Below are 20,397 nucleotides of genomic sequence, written 5' to 3' on the forward strand. Positions count from 1 at the left end.
AGGTCGGACACGGAAAGCGCCGTTGAAGAGGCATTCCATCCGGCCAACCTCGCGGGAGATCATGACTGGACGGGCGACCCGGAAGGAGCGGACGCATGGAGCAGACGGATCTGCGCCCCCGGACGGAGGTGCGTCCGGTCACTGCACGGCAGCGCGTGGCCCGTGCCGCACGCAACGGCGGCGAGCCCACCCTGGAATTCGCCGAGCGGGTGCCGTACGACGCGTACGTGCAGGCCAGCAGGCTGCATCGGCTGCAACAGCCGCTCAGCGCCGACCCGGGCGAGATGTCCTTCCTGATGGTCAGCCAGATCATGGAGTTGTACTTCGGTCTGACCTGTCACGAACTGCGGGAGACGTCCCGGCTGCTGCGCGCCGATCGGGTGTGGGAGGCGTTGGCCCCGCTGCGGCGAGCCGCGCTGCACCTGGAAGGGCTGAACGCCGCCTGGCGGGGTCTGCGCTGGATGACCCCGGCCGACTTCAACCGCTTCCGCAACCTGCTCGGCGAGGGGTCGGGCTTCCAGTCGGCGATGTACCGCCACCTGGAGTTCCTGCTCGGGCTGCGGGACCCGGCACTGATCCGCCCGTTCCGTCGGCAGACCGAGGTGTACGCCGAGCTCACCGACGCCCTGGCCACGCCGAGCGTCTGGGACGAGGTGGTCGCCCTGCTTGGCCGGCACGGTCACGACCTGCCGGCGGACCTGCGGGAGCGGGACGTGGCCACGGAACACGAGTCGCACCCCGCCGTCGAGGCGGCCTGGGTGGAGATCTACGCCGACACCGGGCCGGACAACCACCTGCGGGTGCTCGGCGAGGCGCTGACCGAGGTGGCCGAGCAGTTCGGCGACTGGCGGCACCACCACATCAAGGCGGTGCAGCGGACCATGGGTGCCAAGGTGGGCAGCGGCGGCTCCGCCGGGCTGGCGTGGCTGCAACGCAGCATGGCCCGGGTGGTCTTCCCGGAGCTGTGGTCCGCCCGGACGGCGATGTGAGGCGGTCGTGACGACGATGAGCAACGACACCGAGGCCGAAGCACTCCGCCTCGACGCGGCGGAGCCGGGGCACCGGCACCTGTTCCACGTGCCGCCGGCCGACGGTGGTCGCTATCCGGAGGCCGCCTATCTGGCGGGCAACTCGCTCGGCCTGCAACCAAGGGCCACCCGCGACGAACTCCTGGCAGATCTGGACGCCTGGAGCCGGCTCGGCGTGGAGGGGCATCTGGCGGCGGAACGGCCCTGGCTGCCGTACCACGAACTGCTGACGGCGCCGGCCGCCCGGCTGGTCGGCGCCCTGCCGACGGAGACCGTGGTGATGAACTCGCTGACGGTCAACCTGCACCTGCTGATGGTCAGCTTCTACCGGCCGACGGGCGAGCGGACCCGCATCGTCATCGAGGACAGCGCCTTTCCGTCGGACAGCTACGCGGTGCGCAGCCAGGCACGATTCCACGGCCTCGACCCCGACAGCACGATCGTCCGGCTCGCGCCACGTCCCGGTGAGGACACCCTGCGCACCGAGGACGTCACCGGCTACCTGGCGGCCGAGGGCCACGCCGTGGCGCTGGTGCTGCTCGGCGGCGTCAACTACCTCACCGGCGAGCTGATGGACATCCCGGCGATCACCGCGGCCGGCCGCGCCGCCGGTGCGGTCGTCGGGTGGGACCTGGCGCACGCGGCGGGCAACGTGCCGTTGTCGCTGCACGACTGGGACGTCGACTTCGCCGCCTGGTGCTCGTACAAGTACCTCAACTCGGGGCCCGGCGCGCTGGCCGGGGTCTTCGTGCACGAGCGGCACCACGGCGACGCCAGCCTGCCCCGCTTCGAGGGCTGGTGGAGCACGGCGGCGCAGACCCGGTTCGAGATGGCTCCGGTCAGTCGGCCACCGACCACCGTCGAGGCGTGGCAGATCTCCAACCCACCGATCTTCGCGATGGGTCCGGTCCGCACCTCGCTGGAACTGTTCGACTCGGTCGGCATGCCGACGCTGCGGGCGCGCAGCCTCCGGCTCACCGGCTACCTGGAGCGGCTGCTGGACGAGGTCACCGCCGACCGGCCACTGAGCGTGATCACGCCGCGTGAGCCGAGCCGGCGCGGTTGCCAGCTGTCGGTACGCATCGGCGCGGGCAGCGCCAACGAGCTGACCAAGCGACTGCGCCACGAGCACGGGGTGGTCGCCGACGCCCGGGAACCGGATGTGGTCAGGTTCGCCCCGGTGCCGCTCTACTCGACGTACCACGACTGCTGGCGGGTCGCCGACGCGCTGGCCGCGACGGTTTCGGAGGTGGCCCGGTGACCCGGGAACGCGACGAGATCGCGGTCGTCGGTGCCGGGCTGGCCGGCTGTCTGCTGGCCTGCTTCCTGGCGCGCCGGGGTCATCAGGTGGCGCTCTACGAGCGGCGCCCGGACCCGCGCAGCGGCACCCCCGAGCGGGGTCGATCGATCAACCTGGCGCTCTCCGAGCGGGGGCTCGACGCGCTGCGTCGTATCGGCCTGGCCGAGCAGGTGATGGTGGACGCGTTGCCGATGCGGGGCCGGATGATCCATCCGGTGGCCGGGGCACCGGGATTCCAGTCGTACAGCGTCTCCGGCGACCGGGCGATCAACTCGATCAGCCGGGGCGCGTTGAACAACGCCCTGCTGGAAGCCGCCGCCAAGCTGCCGGGGGTGCGGATCGCCTTCGAGCACCGGCTGGTCGGGCTCGACCCGGCCACCGCGACGATGACCTTCGAGACGCCGCGGGGCGCGGTGACCGCGGGCGCGCGGGTGGTGCTCGGCACCGACGGCGCCGGTTCGGCCGTACGCGGGCAGTTGCTCGCCGACGACCTGGTCACCGAGAGCGTCGACTTCCTCGACTACGGCTACAAGGAACTGACCATCCCGCCGCTGGGCGGTGACTTCGCCCTGGACCCGGGTGCGCTGCACATCTGGCCGCGCGGCACCTCGATGATGATCGCGCTGCCCAACCCGGACCGCTCGTTCACCTGCACCCTGTTCTGGCCCACCCACGGCACCGCCAGCTTCGCCTCGCTGGGCAGCGCGGCGGCGATCGAGCGGCATTTCGCGCAGCACTATCCGGACCTACCGCCGATCGCCCCGAACCTGGTCGACGACTACCAGCACAACCCGGTCGGGGTGCTCGGTACGGTGCGGTGCGATCCGTGGCAGGTCGACGGGCGGGTCGCCCTGCTTGGCGACGCGGCGCACGCCATCGTGCCGTTCTACGGCCAGGGCGCGAACTGTGCCTTCGAGGACGTGGTGGAGCTGGACCGCTGCCTCGACGAGTGTGCCGGGGACTGGTCGGCGGCGCTGCCGCTGTTCCAGCACCGCCGGCAGGACAACGCCGAGGCGATCGCCCGGATGGCGCTTGCCAACTTCGTGGAGATGCGCGACAAGGTCGCCTCCCCGGTCTTCCGGGCCCGCAAGCGCGTCGAGCACGCGCTGGAGCGTGCCCTGCCCGGCCGGTACGTCTCCCAGTACGAGCTGGTGTCGTTCTCCACCGTCCCGTACGCCCAGGTGCGGCGTCGGGTCCGCCGGCAGTACCAGGTGGTCGGCCTGGCCGCGGCCGGCCTGGCGGCGGTGGCCGGCGCGGCGGTGGCGCTCGGGTTCAGGAGGCGCGGATGACGCTCTGGGATCCCCGACTGATGGCCGGACGGGCACCGGACGGTCCCGGTCTGCTCCGCAACTTCGTCGGCGGCGAGTTCGTCGACGCCGGAAACCGGTTCACCAAGCGCAGCCCGGTGACCGGCGAGCCGGTCTTCGAGGTGGTCGAGGCGGGTACGGCCACGGTGGACGACGCGGTGGCGGCGGCGCGGTCGGCGTTGCGGGGCCCGTGGGGCCGGGCGGGGGAGCGGGAACGCGCCGAGGTGCTGCGCCGGATCGCCGATGAGCTGGAGCGTCGGTTCGACGACCTGGTGGCCGCCGAGGTCGCCGACACCGGCAAGTCCATCTCGCAGGCCCGCACCCTGGACATTCCGCGCGGCGCGGCAAACTTCCGGGCCTTCGCGGAGATCGTGGCGACCGCGCCGACCGAGTCGTTCACCACGGTCACACCGACCGGTGGCCGGGCCCTCAACTACGCGGTGCGCAAGCCGGTCGGCGTGGTCGCGGTGATCGTGCCGTGGAACCTGCCGCTGCTGCTGCTCACCTGGAAGGTCGCCCCCGCTCTGGCCTGCGGTAACGCGGTGGTGGTCAAGCCGAGCGAGGAGACGCCCGCGTCGGCCACGCTGCTCGCCGAGGTGATGGCGGCGGCCGGGGTGCCGGACGGCGTGTTCAACCTGGTGCACGGCTTCGGGCCCGGCTCGGCCGGCGAGTTCCTCACCCGCCATCCGGGCGTCGACGCGATCACCTTCACCGGTGAGTCGGCCACCGGCGGTGCCATCATGCGGGCGGCCGCCGACGGGGTGAAGGCGGTCAGCTTCGAGTTGGGCGGCAAGAACGCCGGGCTGGTCTTCGCCGACGCGGACCTGGACGCGGCGGTGGCCGGGTCGGTGCGGTCGAGCTTCACAAACGGCGGGCAGGTGTGCCTCTGCACCGAACGGATCTACGTGCAGCGGCCGGTGTTCGAGGAGTTCACCGCGCGGCTGGCCGAACGCGCCGGCGAGTTGGCGTACGGCTGGCCGGCCGACGAGGCGACGGTGAACATGCCGCTGATCTCGCACGGCCATCGGGACAAGGTGCTCGGGCACTACGACCTGGCGCGGGCCGAGGGCGCCCGGGTGCTCGCCGGCGGCGGGGTGCCTCGGTTCGACGACGCCCGCGACGGCGGCGCGTACGTGCAGCCGACGGTGCTGACCGGGCTCGGCCCGGACGCGCGGACCAACCGCGAGGAGATCTTCGGTCCGGTGGTGCACGTGGCGCCGTTCGACGACGAGGACGAGGCGTACGCCCTGGCCAACGGCACCGAATACGGCCTGGCGGCGACGGTCTGGACCCGTGACGTGGGCCGGGCGCACCGGGCCGGTGCCCGGTTGGACGCCGGCATCGTCTGGGTCAACACCTGGTTCCTGCGCGACCTGCGGACCCCGTTCGGCGGGGTGAAGGCCTCCGGCATCGGTCGCGAGGGTGGCGTGCACTCGCTGGACTTCTACTCCGAACTGACGAACGTCTGCGTGGACCTGTCATGAGCGAGCGTAGCGAGCGAATCATCAGGCTCAGTGCGGCCGTGTCTCATGGCGGTACGCAGCGAAGCGGAGTGGCGTCATGAGCGATCTTGAGTCGGCGGCCCAGGAACTGGCCGAGGCGCGCGACACCGGCAAGCCCTGCCCGCCGCTGCGCGGGCGACTTCTTCCGGAGGGCGACGTCGGTGCCGCGTACCGGGTGCAGCAGCGCCAGGTGGGCGAGTGGCTGGCGGCCGGGCAGCGCCGGGTGGGCGCGAAGATCGGGCTGACCTCTCGGGCGGTCCAGGAGAGCCTCGGGGTGTACGAGCCGGACTTCGGGGTGCTCACCGACGCGATGGCGGTGCCCGACGGCGCCGAGGTGACGATCGGCCGCCTGCTGCAACCCCGGGTGGAGGCGGAGGTCGCCTTCGTGCTCGGCGCCGACCTGCCCGACGAACGGGTCACCACCGCTGACCTGCTGCGCGCCGTGGACCATCTGCTGCCGGCCATCGAGATCGTCGACTCGCGGGTCGCCGGCTGGGACATCTCCATCGTGGACACGGTGGCGGACAACGCCTCCAGCGGCCTGTTCGTGCTGGGCACTACGCCCCGCCGGCCGGCCGAGGTCGACCTGCGGCTGTGCGGGATGGTTCTGGAACATGCCGGTGAGCCGGTGTCGGTGGGGGCCGGAGCGGCCTGCCTGGGCAATCCGTTGCACGCGCTGGCCTGGCTGGCCGGCACGATGGCCCGCGCCGGTGATCCGCTGCGCGCCGGTGACGTGGTGCTGTCCGGCGCACTCGGCCCGATGGTGCCGGTGACGCCGGGCGCGTCGTACGAGGCGCGGATCTCCGGTCTCGGCTCGGTACGGGCGTGCTTCTCCTCCAGGGAGGTTGACGGATGACGGGTGTGGCAGTGATCGGGTCGGGCAACATCGGCACCGACCTGATGATCAAAGTTCTGCGGCTGTCGGATTCGCTGCGGATGGTGGCGATGGCGGGTATCGACCCGACCTCCGACGGGCTGGCCCGGGCCCGCCGGCTCGGCGTGGCCGCCACCGCGCAGGGTGTCGAGGGTCTGGTCGCGATGCCCGAGTTCGCCGACGTGGACCTGGTCTTCGACGCCACCTCGGCGGGTGCCCACCGGCACAACGACGCCGTGCTGCGCGCGCACGGGCGGACCGTGATCGACCTGACCCCGGCGGCGATCGGCCCGTACGTCGTACCGCCGGTCAACCTGGAGGAGCACCTGGGCGAGACCAACCTCAACATGGTCACCTGCGGTGGGCAGGCGACGGTGCCGATCGTCGCCGCGGTACGGCGGGTGACCCCGGTCGCGTACGGGGAGATCGTCGCGTCGATCGCCTCGCGGTCGGCCGGCCCGGGCACCCGGGCCAACATCGACGAGTTCACCGAGACCACGGCGCGGGCGATCGAGGTGGTCGGTGGCGCCGATCGAGGCAAGGCGATCATCGTGCTCAATCCGGCCGACCCGCCGCTGCTGATGCGCGACACCGTCTACTGCCTCTGCCCGGACCCCGACGCCGACCGCGAGGCCATCGCCGCCTCCGTCGGCGACATGGTGACCACCGTGCAGGAGTACGTGCCCGGCTACCGACTGAAGCAGGATGTGCAGTTCGACCGCGTCGACACCTACGTGCCGTCGCTGGGGCGGCAGCTCACCGGGTTGCAGGTCTCGGTCTTCCTGGAGGTTTCCGGTGCCGGGCACTATCTGCCCGCGTACGCCGGGAACCTGGACATCATGACCTCGGCCGCGCTGCGCACCGCGCAGCGGCTGGTCGCCCTGCGGGCGGAGGTGCTGGCCCAGTGACGGAGCTGTACATCCAGGACGTGACGTTGCGCGACGGCATGCACGCCATCGCCCACCGCTACACCGTCGACCAGGTCCGCACCATCGCCGCCGCACTCGACGCCGCCGGAGTCGCCGCGATCGAGGTCGCCCACGGTGACGGTCTGGCCGGGTCCAGCGTCAACTACGGCCACGGCGCGGCCAGCGACGCCGACTGGATCGCGGCGGCGGCCGAGGTGATGACGAACGCGAAGCTGACCACCCTGCTGCTGCCCGGCATCGGCACCATCGCCGACCTGAAGGCCGCCCGGGCGCTTGGGGTGACAAGCGTACGGATCGCCACCCACTGCACCGAGGCGGACATCTCCGCGCAGCACATCTCCTGGGCCCGGGAGAACGGCATGGACGTGGCCGGCTTCCTGATGATGTCCCACATGAACGACCCGGCTGGGCTGGCCGCCCAGGCCAAACTGATGGAGTCGTACGGGGCGCACTGCGTCTACGTCACCGACTCCGGTGGCCGGCTGCTGATGTCCGACGTGGCGCAGCGTGTCGATGCGTACCGGCAGGTGCTCGCGCCGACCACGCAGATCGGCATCCACGCGCACCACAACCTCTCCCTCGGGGTGGCCAACAGCGTGATCGCCGTCGAACACGGCCGTATCGCCGGCGACGGCCCGGCCGGGTCGCCGGCCGGCCGGACCGTCCGGGTGGACGCCTCCCTCGCCGGCATGGGTGCCGGCGCCGGCAACGCGCCGCTGGAGGTCTTCGTCGCGGTCGCCGGGCTGCACGGCTGGCAGCACGGCTGCGACGTCTTCGCGTTGATGGACGCCGCCGACGACATCGTCCGCCCGTTGCAGGACCGACCCGTCCAGGTCGACCGGGAAACCCTCTCCCTCGGGTACGCGGGGGTCTACTCCAGCTTCCTGCGCCACGCCGAACGGGCCTCGGCGCGCTACGGCGTGGACGTCCGTTCGATCCTGGTGGAACTCGGCCGACGCCGGATGGTCGGCGGGCAGGAAGACATGATCGTCGACGTGGCGCTGGACCTCGCTGGCAAGGAGACCTCATGATCGGGCCGGACATCGCCGGGATCGCCGAGACCCTCGGCACGGCTGCCGACACGGCCACCGCGACCGCTCAACTCGCCGCCGAGACCGGGCTGGACGTCGACGCCGCGTACGCGGTGCAGACCGCCCTGGTGCAGCGTCGGCTGGCCCGGGGGGAGCGGCTGGTCGGGTTGAAGATGGGGCTGACCAGCAAGGCGAAGATGGCCCAGGTCGGTGTGGACGAGGTGATCTGGGGCCGGCTTACCGACGTGATGCGGGTTCCCGACGGCGGCACGGTCGACGTGGCCGAGTTCATCCATCCCCGGGTCGAGCCGGAGGTGGCGTTCCTGCTGGACCGGCTTCCCGAGGCCGGCGAACCGGTCGGTGACTTCACCGACGCGGTGCGGGCGGTCGCTCCGGCGATCGAACTGATCGACTCTCGGTACGCGAACTTCACCTTCGCCCTGCCCGACGTCATCGCCGACAACACCTCAGCCGGTGCGTTCGTGATCGGACCGTGGTCACCGGTGCCGGACGGGCTGGAAAACCTGGGTGTGCTTTTGGAGATCGACGGGCGGGTGGCACAGGTCGGCTCCACGGCGGCCATCCTCGGTGACCCGCGACGGGCGCTCGACGAGGGCATCCGGCTGGCGGGGCGGCACGGGGTGCGGCTGCGAGAAGGGTGGGTGTTCCTGGCCGGCGCGGCGACGGCTGCCGTTCCGTTGCGTGCTGGTGCTCATGTCCGGGCGGTGGTCGAGAAGCTCGGCACGGCCTCGTTACGGAGTTCCTCGTGAGTGGAGACGGTGTGGGGGGTCCGTGCGCCGGTGCCAGGTGGGTTGGGTCTGGGGTGGACGGTGTCGGTGTCGGCTGGGTGGGGGTCTGGGGTGGGTGCTGTCCGTCCGGTTCTCGGGGAGGTCTGTCGTGAGTGGGGGTGACGGGGCTCGGGTTGTTGCCGGGAAGGCGGTGCCTCGGGGGGCTTTTCCGCATGTGAAGGTGGCGGGCGGGTTCGTGTTCGTGTCGGGGACGTCGTCGCGGCGGGCGGACAATACGTTCGCGGGTGTGTCGGTCGACGAGTTCGGCACTACCGATCTGGACATCCGGGCGCAGACGCGGGCGGTGATCGAGAACATCGCGGACCTGCTGCGGTCGGTCGGTGCCGAACTGACCGACCTGGTCCAGGTGACCAGCTATCTGGTCAACATGAATGACTTCGGGGGATACAACGAGGTGTGGGCGGAGTTCTTCGACGCGACCGGGCCGACCCGGACGACGGTCGCCGTGCACCAGTTGCCGCATCCGCACCTGCTGATCGAGATGCAGGCCGTCGCCCTGCTCCCAGAAGGAGGCCAGTCATGAGTGAGATCGCCGAGCCGTTCAGCTTCCCCGGGTGGATCGCGGAGAACCAGCACCTGCTGAAGCCACCGGTGGGCAACAAGGAGATGCTGCCCGGCTCCGAGGACTTCATCGTGATGGTGGTTGGTGGCCCCAATCAGCGCACCGACTTCCACGTCGACCCGTACGAGGAGTTCTTCTACCAGGTCAAGGGCAACATGCATATCAACCTGATGCTGCCCGAGGGCCCGCGTACGGTGCACGTGCGCGAGGGTCAGATGTGGATGCTGCCGCGGAACACGCCGCACTCGCCGCAGCGACCCGAGGCCGGCTCGATCGGGATGGTGATCGAGCGGGTACGCGAGGAGGGGACGCTGGAGAAGTTCCAGTGGTACTGCCCCGAGTGCTCGCACCAGGTGCACGAGGTCGAGTTGCAGGTGCGGGACATCGCCGCCGACCTGCCACCGGTCTTCGCGGCGTTCTACGCCGACGAGTCGGCGCGTACCTGCGACAACTGCGGCGCCCTGCACCCGGGCAAGGGCTGATGGTGCCGTCGGTGTCGCCGGTGGTGGACGTGCACACGCACGTCGTACCGAAGGGATGGCCGGACCTGGCCGCCGCCTGCGGCGGATCCGGCTGGCCCTGGCTCCGAATCGACTCGGAGCGCGACGCCATGATCATGGTCGGTGAGACGCCGTTCCGCCCGGTCGGCGCGGAGTGTTGGGACGCCGACACCCGGCTGGCCGACATGACGGCCGACGGGGTCGACGTGCAGGTGGTCTCGCCCACCCCGATCTTCTTCTGCTACGACCGCCCGGCCGACCAGGCGGTGAAGGTGGCCCGGATCTTCAACGACCTGGCCCTGGAAGTCACCGCCGCGGGCGGGGGCCGGCTGCTGCCGTTCTGCCAGGTGCCGTTGCAGGACCCGGACGCGGCCTGCGCCGAGGTGGACCGCTGCCTCGCGGCCGGCCACGTCGGCGTGGAGATCGGCAATCACGTCGGCGAGCGGGACCTGGACGACGCCGGCATCGTGACGTTCCTGACCCACTGCGCCGAGGTCGGTGCGCCGGTCTTCGTCCACCCCTGGGACATGGCCGGCAGTCCCCGGCTGAACCGCTGGATGGCCCGGTGGCTCACCGGCATGCCTGCCGAGACGCACCTGTCGGTGCTGGCGATGATCCTCGGCGGGGTGTTCGACCGGGTGCCGGACACCTTGCGGATCTGCTTCGCCCACGGCGGCGGCAGCTTCCCGTTCTGGCTCGGGCGCGCCGACAACGCCTGGCACCGCCGCGGCGATCTGGTACGCGGTGCCTCCGCCGCCCCGCCCAGCTCCTACGTCGACCGGTTCTACGTCGACTCGGTGGTCTTCTCGGCTCCGGCGCTGCGGCTGCTCGTGGACACCATGGGCGCGGAGCGGGTGCTGGTGGGCAGCGACTACCCGTACCCGCTGGGCGAACGCCCGGCCGGTGCGGTGGTCCGCCAGGCCGACTTCCTCACCGATGCCCAGCGCACCAACCTGCTCTCCACCAACGCCCTGCGCTTCCTCGGTCGTGGCGGTATATAAAGACGGGTGGATCGTATATACTCGGCTGGTGAAGACGGTTATTGATCTCGATGATGATCTGCTCGAACGAGCCCGCCGTGAACTGGGCACCACGAGCAAGAAGGACACCATTCACGCTGCGCTCCGGATGGTCGCCGAGCGCAGCGAGCGGATGGAGGCGATCCGGGAGTTGCTCTCCATCGATCGGGACTGGACCGGCTTGCTGGAGGATGACAAGACACCCGGCGGCGAGCGAGACCCAGCGTGACCCCTCCACCCGGCCTGTACCTGATTGACACCTCGGCCTGGGGTCGCCTCCGCCAGCCGATCGTGGGAAAGCGGATCCTGGCGCTGCTCGAGGAGAGGCTGGCCGCGACCTGCCTACCGTTGGACCTGGAGGACGGGCGTAGCGCCCGCGACTTCAGGAACGCGATGACGGTACGCGCCCGGCGCGCCGAGCTGATGATCGACCTTCCGATCACCCAGGCCGTGGCCACGAGAGCGCGAGACCTGCAACTCGCGTTGACCGCCCGGGGACACCATCGGGCAGCGAGCCCGGTGGATCTCATGGTGGCGGCCTCTGCCGCTGAGTACGGCGCCACCGTTCTCCACTACGACCGGGATTTCGACCTGTTGGCGGAGGTCGGTGGACCACGGTCCGAGTGGGTGTCGCCACCGGGAACCCTCTCCTGAGTGAGAGCGGGTTTGGGGTGGCTCGCCCGTAGCGGGTCGCGTCCCACAGGCGACGTCGAACGCCTGCTGCGGCCGCGACACTCGTGTCGAGGCGGCAACGAGTGGCCTGAGCGGGCAGGATGGCGGCATGGCCGAGCCGCACGACCTGACCGCGCTGGAACAGGCCGCCGCGCTAGCCCGTGGCGAACTGTCCAGCCTGGACCTCGTCGAACATCACCTGCGGCGGGTCGACGCGCTCGGCGACACGGTAGGTGCCTTCGTCACCGTCACCGCCGAACTGGCGCGTGAAGCCGCCCGCGCCGCCGACGCGACGCCGGCCGACCGGCGTGGGCCACTGCACGGGGTGCCGACCGCGATAAAGGATCTGACCCTGACAGCCGGTGTCCGCACCACCTTTGGTTCGGCCGCCTTCGCTGACTTCGTACCGCCCGTCGACGCCGACGTGGTGCGCTTCATCCGGGCTGCGGGCCTGGTCAGTCTCGGTAAGACCACCACCTCCGAGCTGGGCTGTTCGCTGTACTCCGAGACCCTGGTGGCGCCGCCGGCTCGCAATCCGTGGGCGTTGGCGTACACCGCCGGCGGATCCAGTGGCGGCGCGGCGGCGGCCGTGGCGGCGGGCCTGGTGCCGGTGGCGCAGGGCTCCGACGGCGGCGGCTCCCTGCGGATCCCCGCGTCGCTGTGCGGGCTGATCGGCTACAAGCCCAGTCGCGGCCTGGTCTCCGGCGGTCCGCTCGGTTTCGGTGCCTTCGGCCTGCCGACCAGCGGTCCGCTCGGCCGGACCGTCACCGACGTGGCCGCGTTGCTGGACGTGCTGGCCGAGCCGGTGCCCGGCGAGCCGTACCTGCCACCGTCACCGCCGCCGGGCGGCTATCTTGCCGCCGCCCGAGCCGCCGAGCCCGGCCCGTTACGGGTCGGCCGGTTCACCGCCCCGATGCTCGCCGACGAGCCGGTCCATCCGGACTGCGTCGCCGCGGTCGACCGGGCCGCCGCGTTGCTCGCCGCCGCCGGGCACGAGGTCGTCGAGGTGCCGGCGCCGCTCGGTCCGCAGGTCTGGCCGCTGTTCGAGATCATCTGGTACGTCCTCGCGCTCGCCCCGGTGCCGCCGCAGCGGGAGTCCGAGCTGCTGCCGCTGACCCGTTTCCTGCGGACCCAGGCCGCCGGGATCTCCGCCGGCACGCTCACCGCGACCCTCGGTGAGATTCAGGCGCAGGTACGCCTCGGTGTCCGCCGTACCGCTGGCTGCGACCTGCTGCTCTGTCCCACCCTGGCGGCCCCACAGGCGCCGGTCGGCTGGTTCACCCAGGGACGTACCCCGGCGGAGGATTTCGACCGGCAGCGCCGCTTCTCCCCGTACTGCGCGGTCTTCAACGTCACCGGTCAACCGTCGGTTTCGCTGCCGGTCGGCGTGACCGCCGAAGGGCTGCCGGTCGGCGTGCTGCTCACCGGCCGCTACGGCGACGACGCGAGACTGATCGCGACCGCTGCGCAACTGGAGGCCTCCAGTGGCGGATGGGATCGGCACCCCGCAGTCTGGCGGAGCGTCGGCTCCGCTAACGTGAATGACAGCGGAGTCGGGAGGTCACCGCGGTGATCCGCCACCCGACCCGATCGAAGATCTCTCTTTCCGCCTGGGGGCGTTGGGATTGTCTGTAACCGACACGTTGCTGGTCTTCGTCGGCATCCCGGCAGCCATCGTGCTGGTGATCGCCGGCCTCGTCTACGCGGGTAGCCAGGGCGGTGGTGGCGGTGCCAAGCGTTACCGGCCGGGCCGACCGTTCAACTTCACGCCGGTGTGGTTCCTCGGCCGCCCTGAGGAACTGGCCGACTCCGCGGGTACCGCGCTGTCGGTGGGGGCACAGGCGCCCGCGCTGACCAGCCGCACGCAGGAACAGGCCGGCGTCGAGGCGCCGACCGGTGGAACCGGAGGCGCAAGTGACCGTTGGTGAGAAGCAGCACGCGGCCGGGACGGAAACCCCGCCGGACGTGCTCGACGGGCCGTTCTCGACCCGCCAGCTGCTGCGCATCGACGAGGCGCTGCGTCTGGCCGACCGGACGACCGGCCTGGTCTTCTCCGTCTTCGTCGGCGGCCTCGACGAGCCGATCCGGGAGCACGTAGAGCGGCTGCACCGGCAGCTCGCCGAGCCCGACCGGTCGGTGCTGATCGCCATCTCACCCAACCAGCGTCAGTTGGAGATCGTCACCGGCCGGTACGCCCGCAAGCGCGTCCCGGACACTTACGCCAAGATCGCCGCCCTGTCGATGGTGGCCGCGTTCGGTGGCGGCGACCTGGCCGGCGGCATCATCCAGGGCCTCGACCAGCTCTCCCGCTACGCCGGCAAGGGCTGAACCCAACCTCCTACGACAAAAGCCCGGCCCGCGTCGTACGCGGCCGGGCTTTTGCGTGACCGGGATCATGCGCCCATTCTCACCGTGGCCAGGTGGACGGATCGAGCCGCATCGGCCACGGCTCGGTCACCTCGACCGGATCTCGTCCGCCAGCCAGTGGTGTCCGTAGCCGGCCGGTGGCGTCACGTGCAGGCTTCCGTCGATGATCTCGTAGCGATTTCCGTCGTCCGGCAGGTCGGCGAGGTCCTGCTCCCGCCAGCCGCGTTCCGGTGGGCGCCACTCGTATGTCGGTTGTGCCATCACGTCCACCTCCCTTGGCCACGATAACGGCCCGGGAGCATCGTGTTCTCACGACGCTCCCGGGCCGGTGGAACGCTGTCAGGCTGTCCGGGCGTCTCGGGCCTGCGCGGCGAGCGCGCGGACCACGCCGTCGCGACCCTCGGCGACCAGCCGCCGCAACGGCCCGGGGTGGCCCTCCTGCGCCAACCAGGCGTCGGTGGCCTCGACGGTGTCGTCCGCCACCAGGTACGCCGGGTACATGAGCATGGCGAACTCCTGCGCCGGCTCGCTGTCCCGGGTCGCCCAGACCTGCCCGACCGTGGCGAAGTAGCGGTCCCGGTAGGGCGTCACCAGTTCCACCTGCGTGGGGTGGCTGAAGCCCTGCAACAGCGCCCGGTGCCGCCAGTTCGGCAGCGCCTCGGGGCCGGTCAACTGCGCCCAGACGGCGGCCTTGTTCGCCTCGGTCGGTACCAGCGCGTGCGCGTAGGCGGCCTCCCGCTCACCGCTGGAGGTCTTGTCCCGGGCCAGCTCCGTCTCGATCTCCGACGCCTTGGCCACGCCGTTGGCCACCAGCGCCTGCAACACGCTCCACCGCAGCTCGGTGTCGATGGTCAACCCCGGGGTCACCTGGGTGCCCTCCAACCAGCCGCGCAGCACGGCCAGGTCCTCGCCGGACCGGGCCGCGGAGACGTACGCCCGGGCCCAGGCCAGTTGGAAGCCGCTGCCCGGCTCGGCCGCGGCGAGCGCGATCTTCGCGGTACGGGCCAGGTCGGCCCAGCCGGTCGGCGCCCAGGCCGGGTCGGCGTAGAAGGTGAGCGCGCTGCTGACCTGACGCAGCGTCGCGGTGACCAGGTTGATGTCCGTCTCCGCCGGCAGCCCGGCCAGCACCAGGGCGACGTAGTCGCGGGTGGCCAGCTCGGCGTCGCGGGTCATGTCCCAGGCGGCGGTCCAGCACAGCGCCCGCGCCAGCGACGACTCGAGGCCGGCGATGTGCTGCACCACCGTCGCCATGGATCGCTCGTCCAACCGCAGCTTGGTGTAGCTGAGGTCGTCGTCGTTGAGCAGCAGCACGTCGGCCGCGGGCACGCCGGTGAGTTGGGTGAGTTCGGTCAGTTCGCCGTCGACGTCGACCTCGTACCGCTCGCGGCGGATCAACCGACCGTCGGTGAGGTCGTAGAGCCCCACCCCGATCCGGTGGGTACGCAGGGTCGGGTGACCCTCCGGCGCCTCCTGACGGACCGCCACCCGCTGGTAGGTGCCGTCCGCGGCGATGGTCAGCTCCGGGCGCAGCGTGTTGACCTGGGCGGTCTCCAGCCACTGTGAGGCGAAGGTGGTCAACTTGCGGCCGGAGGCGGTCTCCAACTCGGACAGCAGGTCGTCGAAGGTGGCGTTGCCCCAGGCGTGCCGGGCGAAGTAGGCGCGCAGGCCGGCCAGGAACGGCTCCTCGCCGACGTAGGCGACCAACTGCTTGAGCACGCTGGCGCCCTTGGCGTACGTGATGCCGTCGAAGTTGACCTCGACGGCCTCCAGGTCGGGCATCTCGCAGTAGACCGGGTGGGTGGAGGAGAGCTGGTCCTGCCGGTAGCCCCAGTTCTTCCGGATGGACAGGAAGGTCGTCCACGCCTCGGTGAACCGGGTGGCGTGCGTGTTGCACCAGTGGCTGGCCCACTCGGCGAACGACTCGTTCAGCCACAGGTCGTTCCACCAGCGCATGGTGACCAGGTTGCCGAACCACATGTGCGCCAGCTCGTGCAGGACGGTGTTGGCCCGCTGCTCGTACTCGAAGTCGGTGACCTGTGAGCGGAACAGGTAGTGCGACTCGGCGTGGGTCACGCAGCCGAAGTTCTCCATCGCCCCGGCGTTGAAGTCCGGCACCCAGAGCTGGTCGTACTTGGGCAGCGGGTACCGCACGCCGAACTGCTCGTGGAAGAAGTCGAAGCCCTGCGTGGTGACCAGGTTCAGGTCGTCGGAGTCGAGGTACTGCGCCATGCTCGCCCGGCAGAAGTAGCCCAGGTCGATGCCGTCGTGGGTGTACCTGACCTCGTGGTACGGCCCGGCACACAGCGCGGTGATGTAGGTGCTCATCCGGGCGGAGGTGGCGAAGTGCACGGTCTTGTGGCCCTCACCGGAGGCCTCCTCCCGCTCCACCGGCATGTTGGAGACCACCTTCCAGTGTTCCGGAACGGTGGCGTGCCAGGTGTAGACGCTCTTCAGGTCCGGCTGGTCGAAGCAGGCGAAGACCCGCTGCGCGTCGGCCGTCTCGAACTGGCTGTAGAGGTAGGTCTCACCGTCGACCGGGTCGACGGTGCGGTGCAGCCCCTGCCCGGAGTTGGAGAACGCGAAGTCCGCGTCGACGACAAGCGTGTTCTCGCTGGCCAGCCCGGTCAGCGTGAGCCCCTTCTCGGCGGTGAAGTCGGCCAGGTCCACCGGGGCGCCGTTGAGCGTCGCCGAGCGTACCGAGTCGGCCGCCACCTCGATGAACGTGCTGGCCCCCGGTTCGGCACAGCGGAACCGCACCTCCGTGGTCGACCGGAAGGTACGACCGTCAGCGGCGTGAACAGCACTGGACAGGTCCAGACTGATGTCGTACCCGGTCACGTCGAGCAGGCGGGCCCGCTCGGTCGCCTCGACCTGTGTCAGGTTGCGCACTCCCGGCACTGTTCGTCTCCATCCCACTCTCGCCGTCGTCACGGTCGCACGTTCCGTCGACCGCTTGTGACGGCCGGTCCGGGCCTGAGTCTTCCATGTACGGGTAGGCGGTGGTGGGCGAGGTCACGGCTCGATCCCCGGGCAGGTGGCAGGGGGCAGAGCAAAGATCGGAGGTACGCCGGCGAGCCGGCATGACCATTGCGAAGGGATCCCGTCGTGAACGAGCGCGTCACCGTAGACATGTGGTTCGACCCGATCTGCCCGTGGGCGTGGCTGACGTCCAGATGGCTGCTGGAGGTGGAGCGGGTCCGCCCGGTCGACGTCCGCTTCCACGTGATGAGCCTGTCGGTGCTCAACGAGGGTCGGGAACTGTCCGACGACTACCGGGAGCTGATGCGCAACGGGTGGGGGCCGGTGCGGGTCTGCGTCGCCGTGCAGCAGCGGTACGGCGCCGACGCCGTGCGGGCGCTCTACACGGCCCTGGGTACGCGGATCCATCTCGGCAAGGAGCCGCTCGGACCGGAGCTGTACGTCGCCGCCCTGACCGAGGCCGGACTGGACCCGGCACTGGCCGAAGCGGCCGGCGACAGCGAGCTCGACACGCCGCTGCGAGCCAGTCACGAGGCCGGGATGCGGCCGGTCGGCACCGACGTCGGCACCCCGGTCATCCACGCTCCCGGCCCCGACGGCCGGCAGGTCGCCTTCTTCGGGCCGGTGGTCACCCCGGCGCCGAAGGGTGCGGCTGCGGGTCGTCTCTGGGACGGTGTCCTGCTGGTCGCCGGCACCCCGGGCTTCTTCGAACTCAAGCGCAGTCGCGACCTCGACCCCATCTTCGACTGAGGTGCGGGAAGGGCACCTTGGCGACGCTTGTGACACGGCCGCTCCGACGCCCGGCAGCGCCGCTGCTGCCGGGTCCGGCGTCACCGGTGCGGTTACGGACTCGTTTGTCCCGATGTCCGCAGCCCACCGCTCGTGGAGGTGCCTGGTGGCCAAGCATCGTGCCCCGGTCGACGATCGCTGGAGTCGGGAGGAGGGCGCCGGCGGGGAAGTGCCACGGCCGGCGCCGACCCCCGGGAACGGTCGGGCCGGCGGCTGGTCCGCTCCCCGGCAGGATCGCAGCCCGAACGCAGCCAGCCGGTTCGGGCGCAATGGCGCGGTGGGCGTCGCCTCAGTCCCCGCCACCTCGCGGTTGACCCCTCCCGGTCGCGAGGTCCGCAACCAGGGGCCTCGGCCGGCAATGGCGCGTCGCCCCACCGTGGTACCAGCGCTCACCGGCCGGCATCGACGGGCGGCCGAGGCCGAACGTTGAGCAGGCGACCCTGCTTTCATCTGGTGGGCTCGGGGCGGGTCCGGCGGCGGCACCCGATGCGCCGCCGGTAGCGTCAACGGTCATGACGGTCGTGCACCCGATCACCCGCGCCTGGATCACCACCGGTGGTACCGGCGCCCAGAACTACGACGAGTTTGCCGACGACGCGGAGATCACCGCGATCATCGAGGCGAATCCGCACAGCGCCCTCGGCATCGAGATGCCGCACAAGGCCCCGGAGAGCCTCGGCAAGTCGTTCGTCGACGCCCTGCCGGACGCGGTGAGCCGGCTCGCGGAGGCGAAGGCCGACGGCAGCTACACCCCGGCCGAACAGGTGGTGGTGCTGTACCGGATCAGCGCCCCGGGCGAGGAGCCGGCCTACGGGCTGTTCGCCATGGTCGACACCGATCAGATCTCCACCCGGGCCGACGAACCCGGCCTGGTCATCCGCAACGAGGACGTCTTCATCGCGAAGGTGCGCGAACGGGTCGCGCTGGCCGAGGCGTTGGGGCATCTGCTCTCACCCGTACTGCTGCTGCAGACCGGGCGCGGCGACGAGTTGCACGCCGCCCTCGCGGCCGTCACCGACACGGCCGGGGCGCCCGCCGCCACCGACACCGACCAGGCCGGCCGCACCCACGCCATCTGGCTGGTCGGTCCCGGCCGGCAGCAGGACGAGTTGACCGCGCTGGCCGGTGGGGGCGAGCTGGTCGTCGCCGACGGCAACCACCGCAGCCTGGCCGCGCAGACCGGTGGGATGTCGCGGTTCCTGGCGGTCGTCACCACCCCGGCTTCGGTGGCCATCCAGCCGTACAACCGCCTGGTCAGCGAGCTGACCACCACCCCCGAGGAGTTGCTGGAGCGGCTGGCCGCCGCCGGGGCGGGGCTCACCGCGTTGGACGGCCCGGCCGAGGTCCCGGCGACCGGCGGCAGCGTCGTGCTCCAGCTTCCGCACCAGGCGTACGCGGTGACGCTGCCGCACACCGGCGCCGGTCGCCTGGAGAATCTCGACCACGCCCTGGTCGAGCGGCTGCTGCTGCGCGACGCCCTCGGCTTGGATCCGGGTGACAAGCGGATCACCTACGTCGGTGGTGACTACCCGGCCAGCTGGCTCACCGGTGAGGTCCAGGCCGGTCGGGCCGAGTTGGCCATCCTCATCGCGCCGGTGACCGTCGACGACTTCGTCGCGGTGAACCTGGCCCGGGAGAAGATGCCCCGCAAGAGCACCTGGTTCACCCCGAAGGCGCGCGGCGGTCTGGTGGTCGCCGAACTGCCCGAACGGTCCTGACCCGTCCGGCCCGTCCTGTCTGCCACCCGCCCCGGCGGTGCCCGGTGGGACGGGCCTGACAGACTGCGCGGTATGCGCGTCTACCTGGGATCCGATCACGCCGGTTTCGAGTTGAAGGTGCACCTGGCCAACCACCTCGCCAAGCAGGGGTACGAGGTGGTCGACATCGGCCCGCACGCCTTCGATCCGGAGGACGACTACCCGGCCTTTTGTCTGCACGCCGGCACCCGGGTGGTGGCCGACCCGGGCAGCCTGGGCGTGGTCATCGGCGGCTCTGGCAACGGCGAGCAGATCGCCTCGAACAAGGTGGCGGGGGTGCGGGCGGCGTTGGCGTGGAACGTCGAGACCGCCCAACTGGGCCGGCAGCACAACGACGCCAACGTGGTCGCCGTCGGCGCCCGCCAGCACACCCTCGACGAGGCCACCGCCATCGTCGAGGCGTTCCTGACCACCTCGTTCTCGGGCAGTGACCGGCACGCTCGCCGCATCGCCCAGGTCGCCGAGTACGAGCGCACCCGGCAGTTGCCCGACCTACCCTGATCCGAGGCGGGGACGATCACGCCTGATCCGGGGTGGGGGAGACCGCTCGACCCCGGATCGGGACGGGTCAGCGGCGGGGCAGTTCGTCGCGGGGGGTCCAGTTGCGGCGGACGATGACGACCCGGTCCGCCGCCGCGGCGAGATCCTCGTCGGTGGGCCGGGCGGCGTCCCGGGCCCGCATCGCGGCGGTCACGCTCACCTGCGAAGAACCGGACCCGACCAGCCCACGCAGCCCTCGCTCACCGTCCTCGGGAGCGCCGTTGCGTCGCCCACGCGGGACTTCACCGCCGTCGTGCACCCCGGCCGTGGTGGCCGCGGCACCACCGTCGACCCCGCCACCCTGGGCACCGGGGTGCCGATGCCGTCGTCGCCGCCGTTCCCCGCCATCCGCCACCCCCCGACCGTACCCCCACGGCCAGCCGCCTGCCCGCTTCGCCGATCGTGCAGTTGGGGCAGTGACAGACGGCGCTG

Annotated in this window: 22 protein-coding genes; 19 read left to right on the forward strand and 3 right to left on the reverse strand. The window is 71.2% G+C overall.

Annotated features, from left to right (window positions below; genetic code table 11):
• Positions 1-95: 95 nt before the first annotated feature.
• The 16 genes from ACFY2A_RS28310 to ACFY2A_RS28385 all read left to right on the forward strand — a co-directional run bounded on the left by ACFY2A_RS28310 (position 96) and on the right by ACFY2A_RS28385 (position 13,861).
• Entirely contained in the window at positions 96-989 is an 894-nt protein-coding gene (locus tag ACFY2A_RS28310) for a tryptophan 2,3-dioxygenase (protein ID WP_387176084.1), read from the forward strand.
• 16 nt (positions 990-1,005) lie between these two features.
• A complete protein-coding gene (gene kynU / locus ACFY2A_RS28315) occupies positions 1,006-2,289 on the forward strand; it encodes a kynureninase (RefSeq protein ID WP_387176086.1) in 1,284 nt (427 codons plus the stop codon).
• Positions 2,286-3,617 (forward strand): FAD-dependent oxidoreductase, encoded by a 1,332-nt coding sequence (locus tag ACFY2A_RS28320; protein WP_387176088.1) that lies wholly within the window; start codon positions 2,286-2,288, stop codon positions 3,615-3,617. Before kynU ends, ACFY2A_RS28320 begins: the two co-directional genes overlap by 4 nt.
• 20 nt (positions 3,618-3,637) lie before the next feature.
• Complete coding sequence (locus ACFY2A_RS28325; protein WP_387176143.1) at positions 3,638-5,119, forward strand: 2-hydroxymuconic semialdehyde dehydrogenase; 1,482 nt, start codon at positions 3,638-3,640, stop codon at positions 5,117-5,119.
• Between the two features lie 76 nt (positions 5,120-5,195).
• Positions 5,196-5,993: a 2-keto-4-pentenoate hydratase gene (locus ACFY2A_RS28330; protein WP_387176090.1), complete on the forward strand. Its 798-nt coding sequence runs from the start codon at positions 5,196-5,198 to the stop codon at positions 5,991-5,993.
• Complete coding sequence (locus ACFY2A_RS28335; RefSeq protein WP_387176092.1) at positions 5,990-6,919, forward strand: acetaldehyde dehydrogenase (acetylating); 930 nt, start codon at positions 5,990-5,992, stop codon at positions 6,917-6,919. The genes ACFY2A_RS28330 and ACFY2A_RS28335 overlap by 4 nt, the downstream gene beginning before the upstream one ends.
• A complete protein-coding gene (gene dmpG, locus ACFY2A_RS28340; RefSeq protein ID WP_387176094.1) occupies positions 6,916-7,971 on the forward strand; it encodes a 4-hydroxy-2-oxovalerate aldolase in 1,056 nt (351 codons plus the stop codon). Before ACFY2A_RS28335 ends, dmpG begins: the two co-directional genes overlap by 4 nt.
• The gene (locus tag ACFY2A_RS28345; protein ID WP_387176096.1) at positions 7,968-8,741 is read left to right on the forward strand and encodes a 2-keto-4-pentenoate hydratase; all 774 of its coding nucleotides are present in this window, start codon (positions 7,968-7,970) and stop codon (positions 8,739-8,741) included. Before dmpG ends, ACFY2A_RS28345 begins: the two co-directional genes overlap by 4 nt.
• Before the next feature lie 97 nt (positions 8,742-8,838).
• Complete coding sequence (locus ACFY2A_RS28350; protein ID WP_363925488.1) at positions 8,839-9,303, forward strand: RidA family protein; 465 nt, start codon at positions 8,839-8,841, stop codon at positions 9,301-9,303.
• Positions 9,300-9,824: a 3-hydroxyanthranilate 3,4-dioxygenase gene (locus ACFY2A_RS28355; protein ID WP_387176098.1), complete on the forward strand. Its 525-nt coding sequence runs from the start codon at positions 9,300-9,302 to the stop codon at positions 9,822-9,824. Before ACFY2A_RS28350 ends, ACFY2A_RS28355 begins: the two co-directional genes overlap by 4 nt.
• The gene (locus ACFY2A_RS28360; RefSeq protein ID WP_387176100.1) at positions 9,824-10,843 is read left to right on the forward strand and encodes an amidohydrolase family protein; all 1,020 of its coding nucleotides are present in this window, start codon (positions 9,824-9,826) and stop codon (positions 10,841-10,843) included. The genes ACFY2A_RS28355 and ACFY2A_RS28360 overlap by 1 nt, the downstream gene beginning before the upstream one ends.
• A gap of 28 nt (positions 10,844-10,871) precedes the next feature.
• Complete coding sequence (locus ACFY2A_RS28365) at positions 10,872-11,090, forward strand: type II toxin-antitoxin system VapB family antitoxin (RefSeq protein WP_387176102.1); 219 nt, start codon at positions 10,872-10,874, stop codon at positions 11,088-11,090.
• Positions 11,087-11,515 carry a PIN domain-containing protein gene (locus ACFY2A_RS28370; RefSeq protein WP_387176104.1) on the forward strand — a complete coding sequence of 143 codons (429 nt, stop codon included), beginning with the start codon at positions 11,087-11,089 and terminating at the stop codon, positions 11,513-11,515. Before ACFY2A_RS28365 ends, ACFY2A_RS28370 begins: the two co-directional genes overlap by 4 nt.
• A 127-nt stretch (positions 11,516-11,642) precedes the next feature.
• Positions 11,643-13,106 (forward strand): amidase, encoded by a 1,464-nt coding sequence (locus ACFY2A_RS28375; RefSeq protein ID WP_387176106.1) that lies wholly within the window; start codon positions 11,643-11,645, stop codon positions 13,104-13,106.
• Between the two features lie 70 nt (positions 13,107-13,176).
• The gene (locus ACFY2A_RS28380) at positions 13,177-13,461 is read left to right on the forward strand and encodes a hypothetical protein (RefSeq protein WP_363925487.1); all 285 of its coding nucleotides are present in this window, start codon (positions 13,177-13,179) and stop codon (positions 13,459-13,461) included.
• Positions 13,448-13,861: a DUF5130 family protein gene (locus tag ACFY2A_RS28385; protein ID WP_387176108.1), complete on the forward strand. Its 414-nt coding sequence runs from the start codon at positions 13,448-13,450 to the stop codon at positions 13,859-13,861. The genes ACFY2A_RS28380 and ACFY2A_RS28385 overlap by 14 nt, the downstream gene beginning before the upstream one ends.
• Positions 13,862-13,987: 126 nt before the next feature.
• On the opposite strand, the gene ACFY2A_RS28390 is transcribed toward ACFY2A_RS28385, so the two are convergent.
• The gene (locus ACFY2A_RS28390) at positions 13,988-14,161 is read right to left on the reverse strand and encodes a hypothetical protein (RefSeq protein WP_387176110.1); all 174 of its coding nucleotides are present in this window, start codon (positions 14,159-14,161) and stop codon (positions 13,988-13,990) included.
• Between the two features lie 78 nt (positions 14,162-14,239).
• Entirely contained in the window at positions 14,240-16,789 is a 2,550-nt protein-coding gene (gene pepN / locus ACFY2A_RS28395; RefSeq protein WP_387176112.1) for an aminopeptidase N, read from the reverse strand.
• Between the two features lie 216 nt (positions 16,790-17,005).
• Between pepN and ACFY2A_RS28400 the strand changes: the two genes are divergently transcribed.
• The 3 genes from ACFY2A_RS28400 to ACFY2A_RS28410 all read left to right on the forward strand — a co-directional run bounded on the left by ACFY2A_RS28400 (position 17,006) and on the right by ACFY2A_RS28410 (position 19,926).
• Complete coding sequence (locus ACFY2A_RS28400) at positions 17,006-17,629, forward strand: disulfide bond formation protein DsbA (protein WP_387176114.1); 624 nt, start codon at positions 17,006-17,008, stop codon at positions 17,627-17,629.
• A 551-nt stretch (positions 17,630-18,180) separates the two neighbouring features.
• On the forward strand, positions 18,181-19,386 hold the full coding sequence (locus ACFY2A_RS28405; RefSeq protein WP_387176116.1) for a DUF1015 family protein: 1,206 nt from the start codon (positions 18,181-18,183) through the stop codon (positions 19,384-19,386).
• 72 nt (positions 19,387-19,458) lie between these two features.
• Entirely contained in the window at positions 19,459-19,926 is a 468-nt protein-coding gene (locus tag ACFY2A_RS28410) for a ribose-5-phosphate isomerase (protein WP_204014770.1), read from the forward strand.
• Between the two features lie 67 nt (positions 19,927-19,993).
• Here the strand turns inward: ACFY2A_RS28410 and ACFY2A_RS28415 are convergent, their stop codons facing one another.
• Positions 19,994-20,320, reverse strand: coding sequence for a hypothetical protein (locus ACFY2A_RS28415; protein ID WP_387176118.1), 327 nt, complete (start codon positions 20,318-20,320; stop codon positions 19,994-19,996).
• Positions 20,321-20,397 lie beyond the last annotated feature (77 nt).

It is taken from the genome of Micromonospora sp. NPDC000442, assembly GCF_042898635.1.
Taxonomy (GTDB): Bacteria; Actinomycetota; Actinomycetes; order Mycobacteriales; family Micromonosporaceae; genus Micromonospora.

Coding starts and splice junctions, on each gene's coding strand:
- ACFY2A_RS28330 (WP_387176090.1), top strand. CDS start 5,196: ATGAGCGATCTTGAGTCGGCGGCCCAGGAACTGGCCGAGGCGCGCGAC.
- ACFY2A_RS28410 (WP_204014770.1), top strand. CDS start 19,459: ATGCGCGTCTACCTGGGATCCGATCACGCCGGTTTCGAGTTGAAGGTG.
- ACFY2A_RS28360 (WP_387176100.1), top strand. CDS start 9,824: ATGGTGCCGTCGGTGTCGCCGGTGGTGGACGTGCACACGCACGTCGTA.
- ACFY2A_RS28375 (WP_387176106.1), top strand. CDS start 11,643: ATGGCCGAGCCGCACGACCTGACCGCGCTGGAACAGGCCGCCGCGCTA.
- ACFY2A_RS28405 (WP_387176116.1), top strand. CDS start 18,181: ATGACGGTCGTGCACCCGATCACCCGCGCCTGGATCACCACCGGTGGT.
- ACFY2A_RS28335 (WP_387176092.1), top strand. CDS start 5,990: ATGACGGGTGTGGCAGTGATCGGGTCGGGCAACATCGGCACCGACCTG.
- ACFY2A_RS28310 (WP_387176084.1), top strand. CDS start 96: ATGGAGCAGACGGATCTGCGCCCCCGGACGGAGGTGCGTCCGGTCACT.
- ACFY2A_RS28325 (WP_387176143.1), top strand. CDS start 3,638: ATGGCCGGACGGGCACCGGACGGTCCCGGTCTGCTCCGCAACTTCGTC.
- ACFY2A_RS28355 (WP_387176098.1), top strand. CDS start 9,300: ATGAGTGAGATCGCCGAGCCGTTCAGCTTCCCCGGGTGGATCGCGGAG.
- ACFY2A_RS28390 (WP_387176110.1), bottom strand. CDS start 14,161: ATGGCACAACCGACATACGAGTGGCGCCCACCGGAACGCGGCTGGCGG.
- ACFY2A_RS28345 (WP_387176096.1), top strand. CDS start 7,968: ATGATCGGGCCGGACATCGCCGGGATCGCCGAGACCCTCGGCACGGCT.
- kynU (WP_387176086.1), top strand. CDS start 1,006: ATGAGCAACGACACCGAGGCCGAAGCACTCCGCCTCGACGCGGCGGAG.